The following is a 5349-nucleotide window of genomic DNA, read 5'->3' as shown; positions in this document are numbered from 1 at the left end:
TTTGTCATAGCGGATCCTTGACGGGATATTTTCCAAAGTATCTTCAAACACAATCTCCATTCCCTCTGCCGCCAATGCATCTGTCAATGGAGAAGGGGTACGGTCATAGCCGGAGACTTTGATGCCGACATGGTTAAACCACCTCGCCAAAGCACTCATGCCTATGCCACCTATTCCAAGGAAATGGACGCTATGTAGGTTTTTCAGATTCATTTGATAATGCTTTCCAATACTTTTACAATTTCTTCGGCTGCTTTTGGCTTGGCCAGTTTTTGTATGTTTTTGCCCAAGGTTTTGACCTTTTCAGGATCTGCCATGAGTTGGTTTATTGTTGTTTTCAATTTCCCGACTGCTTCGCTGTCCTTCAAAAGGACCGCTGCATCTGCCTGCACAAAGGCCATGGCGTTTTTGGTCTGATGGTCTTCGGCCACATTGGGAGAAGGGATAAATACCACCGGCTTGCCAACCAAGCTAAGTTCAGACACAGAAAGCGCCCCTGCCCTCGATACCACCACATCGGCTGCAGCATAAGCCAAGTCCATTTCCCTGATAAATTCACGGACATGGATGTGTTTCATTCCTGATGCTTTTACTTTCTCGGCCATTTCGGAGAAGTAAAACTTTCCGCATTGCCAAAGGACTTGGTAACCTTCTTCTTCGAAACCTACCATATCAGCCAAAACAGCCTGATTGATGGTGCGCGCTCCAAGACTTCCTCCCAAAACCAACAGCACTTTCTTCCCTTCTTCCAGTCCAAAGTGTTGGAATGCTTTTTCCTTTTTTCCATCCAACTGAAGGATGTCCTTGCGGACAGGATTACCGGTGTATTGGATCTTATCGGCGGGGAAAAACTTTTCCATGCCCGGATATGCGACACATATTTTCTTCGCCTTTTTTGCCAAAATCTTGTTGGTCAATCCGGCATAGGAATTTTGCTCCTGAATCATGGTGGGGATTCCTTTTCCCTGTGCCGAATACAACAAAGGCCCACTTGCATAGCCTCCCACTCCCACGACTGCATTGGGTTTGAATGTCTTGAGAAGTTCTTTGGACTTGTTCAGACTTGCCAATAATTTGAAAGGAAAGCTCAGGTTGGAAAGGCTGAGGCTTCGCTGCAATCCTGCGACTTTGAGTCCCTCAATCCGGTAACCGGCTTCAGGTACTTTTTGCATTTCCATCTTTCCTTCTGCACCGACAAATAGAATCTCCGTACCGGGATGCTTTTCCATCCAGGCATTTGCGATCGCAAGTGCCGGATAGATATGGCCTCCTGTGCCTCCTCCGCTGATCATGATTCTATATGGCGTGTTATTTCCCAATTTCTCTTATGCTGTTTGAAATGTCTTCCTCACTTTATTGCTTCCCTCAGAGGGACTATCCAACTGCTCCTGATGGTCGCCCCTGCTTACACTCAATATGATTCCCAATGAAAATCCTGTAAATACCAATGATGTCCCTCCCATACTCAGCAAGGGCAATGGCAGACCGGTAATCGGGCCCAATCCTACCGCAACCGCCATGTTTACCATGGCCTGTAGCACCAAAGCGAAACTAAGTCCTGCCGAAAGCAATCCCCCAAACGGCTTGGTCGAAGAAGCGACAATCCGCATTCCCCTGAACAGAAGCGCGAGGTAAAGGAACAATACCGTCGCACCGCCAACCATCCCGTATTCCTCGATGATGATCGCATAGATAAAGTCAGAATAGGGATGCGGAAGTGTATTTCTCTGTTCGGATTTTCCTGGACCTTTGCCTGTGATTCCTCCCGTGGAAATGGCGATAAATGATTGCTCTGCTTGGAATGGAATTTCATCCCCTGAAACAAATTTTTCTATCCTGGAAAAGAAAGTTCCACCCCTTTGTCCCAAAAAGACAGAAGTGGTCAGGAACAATCCACCAACCAAAACCACCATCATAATGTATTTCATCGGCACACGTCCGATAAACAGAAGGAGCAAACACGTCGAAAGCAACAATACTGCGGTGGACATATTGGCCAATCCGATCAAACCGGAAACCAAACCTATGACCACAATCATCGGAAGGAAGGCATTTCTGAAGTCGTCAATATTCTTTTGCTTTCTGGCAAGCAAAGAAGCAAGGGTTGCGATAAGCGCCAATTTTGCGATATCTGAAGGTTGGAATGCCTTGTTGATGACAGGAATGGTGATCCATCTATTGGCTTCATTTACTGTCGAGCCAAACAGGAAAGTGAACAACAAAAGCGGGATGGAAACCAACAACAAAAATCTTCCAATCAAACCATAAGTACGATATGGGATTCTGTGTGCGACCCACATGACCAAAAGGCCCCCAAGTACCATCAAGGAATGATCGATGAGGTATTTTTCAGTGTTACCTCCTGTGTATTTGTATGCCAAAGAACCTGTAGCAGAATAAACTACCACGATGCTGATCACAGAAAGAATGATCACGATGCCCCAAATGATCGGGTCACCTTTCAGATTTCTGTCAAACCATATCTTTATGTTCTCCATCATTTTGCTGTCGCGGTTAATGCTGCTACTGCGGCTTTAAACTGATTACCTCTATCCTCATAGTTTTTGAACAAGTCGAAACTTGCACAGGCCGGGGAAAGCAAAACCACATCTCCGGCATTTCCATGTTGCAATCCCAAAGCCACCGCTTCTGAAATACTTTGAGTCTCCACAATCTTTGGAACCCTTCCCGAAAATGCCTTTTTCAATTTCTCATTGTCCACTCCTAGACAGATCAGCATTTTTACTTTTCCATCAGTCAAATGATACAATGCGGAATAATCATTGCCCTTATCAACCCCTCCGGCTATCCAGATCAAAGGTGATTTGAAGCTGTCAAGCGCATAAGCCGTCGCGTCTACGTTTGTGCCTTTGCTGTCATTGATAAAAGCGATTCCATTGATTGTAGCCACCGGCTCCATCCTGTGTGCTGCATTTTGGAAATCCTTCAATCCTTCCCTGATCGCTTCTTCGGACACGCCAGCCAATGTTGCGGCCAAAGCAGCACACATGGTATTGAGCATGTTGTGGGTCCCTTTCAGGATAATATCTTTGGGGTTTATTGTTAATTTTTTGCCCATAGCTTGGACAGATATGGAATTTCCATCAAAATACCCGCCTTTGTTTTGCGGTACTTTGAGTGAAAATGGCAACCGATCCGCTTTCAGATTCACTTTTTCAAAACCTGATTGGATGAGATAATCGTCAAGCCAAAAAATCGCTGCGCCATTTTCATCCATGTTTTTGAATAGGGATACTTTAGAAGCGATGTAATTTTCAATTTTATAATTATACCTGTCCAAATGGTCAGGAGTGATGTTTGTCAAAATAGCCACAGAAGGTTTCAGAGACTTGAAGCCGTCAATCTGGAAACTGCTGACTTCCAACACCCACCAATCCTTGTCTCCATCCACCAATTGTCCTGCCCAACTTTCACCAACATTACCACCCAAACCGACATTCAGCCCGCCTTTTTTGAGCAAATGGTAAGTCAAAAGGGTGGTCGTAGTCTTTCCGTTTGTGCCGGTGATCGCGATTACTTTCCCTTTGGAATACCTGAAAGCAAATTCCAATTCGTCGATGACAGGAATGCCTTTTGCCAAAGCTTTTTGGACAATGGCTACCTTCTCAGGAATTCCCGGACTTTTGATGATTTCAGAGGCTGAAAGGATTTTTTCCTCAGAATGCATTCCTTCTTCGAATGCAATCCCATTGTCGGTCAAAGTTTGCTTTCGGGATGCGCTGATAGTTCCGGCATCAGATACCCATACCGCATAGCCATGCTTCTTGGCGAGCAATGCTGCTCCCAATCCGCTTTCGCCTGCACCCAATATGGCTATCTTTTTTTCCATCTTATCTCAGTTTCAATGTGGCCAAAGTGATGATCGCCAAAAGGATTCCTGTAATCCAAAAACGGGTTACAATTTTGGCTTCATGGATATTTTTCTTCTGATAATGGTGATGTAAAGGAGACATCAGGAAAATCCTTCGGCCTTCTCCGTATTTTCTTTTAGTGTATTTGAAATAGCTCACCTGCATGATCACAGAGAGGTTTTCTACCAGAAATATTCCGCAGAGAACAGGAATCAACAGTTCTTTTCTCAAGGTCAAAGACAGGACAGCAATCACCCCGCCCAACATCAGACTTCCGGTATCTCCCATAAAAACCTGCGCCGGAAAAGCATTGTACCAAAGGAAGCCAACACAGGCTCCGACAAATGCCGCACAGAAAATCACCAACTCTCCCGAGTTGGGGATAAACATTACGTTGAGGTATTGGGAGAATATGGCATTGCCGGAAACATAGGCAAATATGGCAATCGTCAACCCGATGATGGCAGATGTCCCTGCCGCCAAACCGTCAATTCCGTCTGTGATATTGGCGCCGTTGGAAACTGCCGTGATGATGAAAATCACCAAAAGGATATACAGCACAGGAGTGATGCTTTCACCAAGAAATCCCAGGAAAGTCTCATAATTCAATTCATTGTTTTTGACAAATGGAATGGTGGTCTTAGCCACTTTCACATCCTTGAAGGCCGGAGTTTCCACCACACCTTCCTCGATTGAAACAGGGTTGGTGAATTCACGGATTACCACATCTTCATGGAAATAAAGTGTAGCACCCACAATAATCCCAATCGTAATCTGGCCAACGATCTTGAACCTTCCGGCCAATCCGTCTTTGTTCTTTTTGAAGACTTTGATATAATCATCCACAAAGCCAATAGTACCCAACCAAATCGTGGTGATGAGTAGGAGGATGATATAAACATTATTGACATTGGCAAAAAGCAAAGTCGGAATGATGATCCCTGCCATAATCATCAGCCCGCCCATGGTTGGCGTGCCTTTTTTCGCAGCCTGACCTTCGAGACCAAGGTCGCGGACAGTTTCTCCTATCTGTTTGTTTCTGATCCAATTGATGATTCTATGTCCAAAAGTGATGGTGATGATCAAGGAAAAAAGCGCCGCCATCCCTGCCCTGAAGGAGATATAGCGGAAGACTCCCGTTCCGGGGATGTCCAATACTGAGTCCAGATAATCAAAAATCGGATATAGCATATCAGTCTTTATTCAATAGATTTAGTATTTCTGCCACAACCTTACGGTCATCAAAAGGATATTTCACTCCCTTGATTTCCTGATAGGTTTCATGTCCTTTGCCTGCAACGAGGATGATGTCTCCTTTTTTTGCCATGATGGCAGCGGTCTTGATGGCTTCTTTTCTGTCTTCTATCACCAATGTTTTTTTAAAATCCACGGGATTGATTCCTGCTTCCATTTCGCGCAGGATAGACATTGGCTCTTCATCTCGAGGATTGTCCGAGGTCAGGATTACTTTGTCTGA

General features: G+C 44.9%; 6 protein-coding genes. All 6 read right to left on the bottom strand.

Translation table 11 applies throughout. The features are described from left to right. The coding region (locus tag ACZFYI_RS15190) for a Mur ligase domain-containing protein (protein WP_462524976.1) at positions 1 to 213 on the bottom strand (213 nt) is incomplete at its 3' end. After that, positions 210 to 1292 (bottom strand): undecaprenyldiphospho-muramoylpentapeptide beta-N-acetylglucosaminyltransferase, encoded by a 1083-nt coding sequence (murG, locus tag ACZFYI_RS15185; RefSeq protein ID WP_462524978.1) that lies wholly within the window; start codon positions 1290 to 1292, stop codon positions 210 to 212. The genes murG and ACZFYI_RS15190, both read right to left, overlap by 4 nt. Positions 1293 to 1325: 33 nt before the next feature. Then, entirely contained in the window at positions 1326 to 2498 is a 1173-nt protein-coding gene (locus ACZFYI_RS15180) for an FtsW/RodA/SpoVE family cell cycle protein (protein WP_462524977.1), read from the bottom strand. Then, a complete protein-coding gene (gene murD / locus ACZFYI_RS15175) occupies positions 2498 to 3850 on the bottom strand; it encodes a UDP-N-acetylmuramoyl-L-alanine--D-glutamate ligase (RefSeq protein WP_462524975.1) in 1353 nt (450 codons plus the stop codon). The genes ACZFYI_RS15180 and murD overlap by 1 nt, the downstream gene beginning before the upstream one ends. A gap of 1 nt (position 3851) precedes the next feature. Next, positions 3852 to 5063 (bottom strand): phospho-N-acetylmuramoyl-pentapeptide-transferase, encoded by a 1212-nt coding sequence (gene mraY, locus ACZFYI_RS15170; protein ID WP_462524974.1) that lies wholly within the window; start codon positions 5061 to 5063, stop codon positions 3852 to 3854. 1 nt (position 5064) lies between these two features. Next, the coding region (locus ACZFYI_RS15165) for a glutamate ligase domain-containing protein (protein ID WP_462524973.1) at positions 5065 to 5349 on the bottom strand (285 nt) is incomplete at its 5' end.

It is taken from the genome of Aquiflexum sp., from assembly GCF_977115555.1.
This window is presented reverse-complemented; position numbering and strand designations above follow the sequence as displayed.

Coding starts and splice junctions, on each gene's coding strand:
- murG (WP_462524978.1), bottom strand. CDS start 1,292: ATGATCAGCGGAGGAGGCACAGGAGGCCATATCTATCCGGCACTTGCG.
- ACZFYI_RS15180 (WP_462524977.1), bottom strand. CDS start 2,498: ATGGAGAACATAAAGATATGGTTTGACAGAAATCTGAAAGGTGACCCG.
- murD (WP_462524975.1), bottom strand. CDS start 3,850: ATGGAAAAAAAGATAGCCATATTGGGTGCAGGCGAAAGCGGATTGGGA.
- mraY (WP_462524974.1), bottom strand. CDS start 5,063: ATGCTATATCCGATTTTTGATTATCTGGACTCAGTATTGGACATCCCC.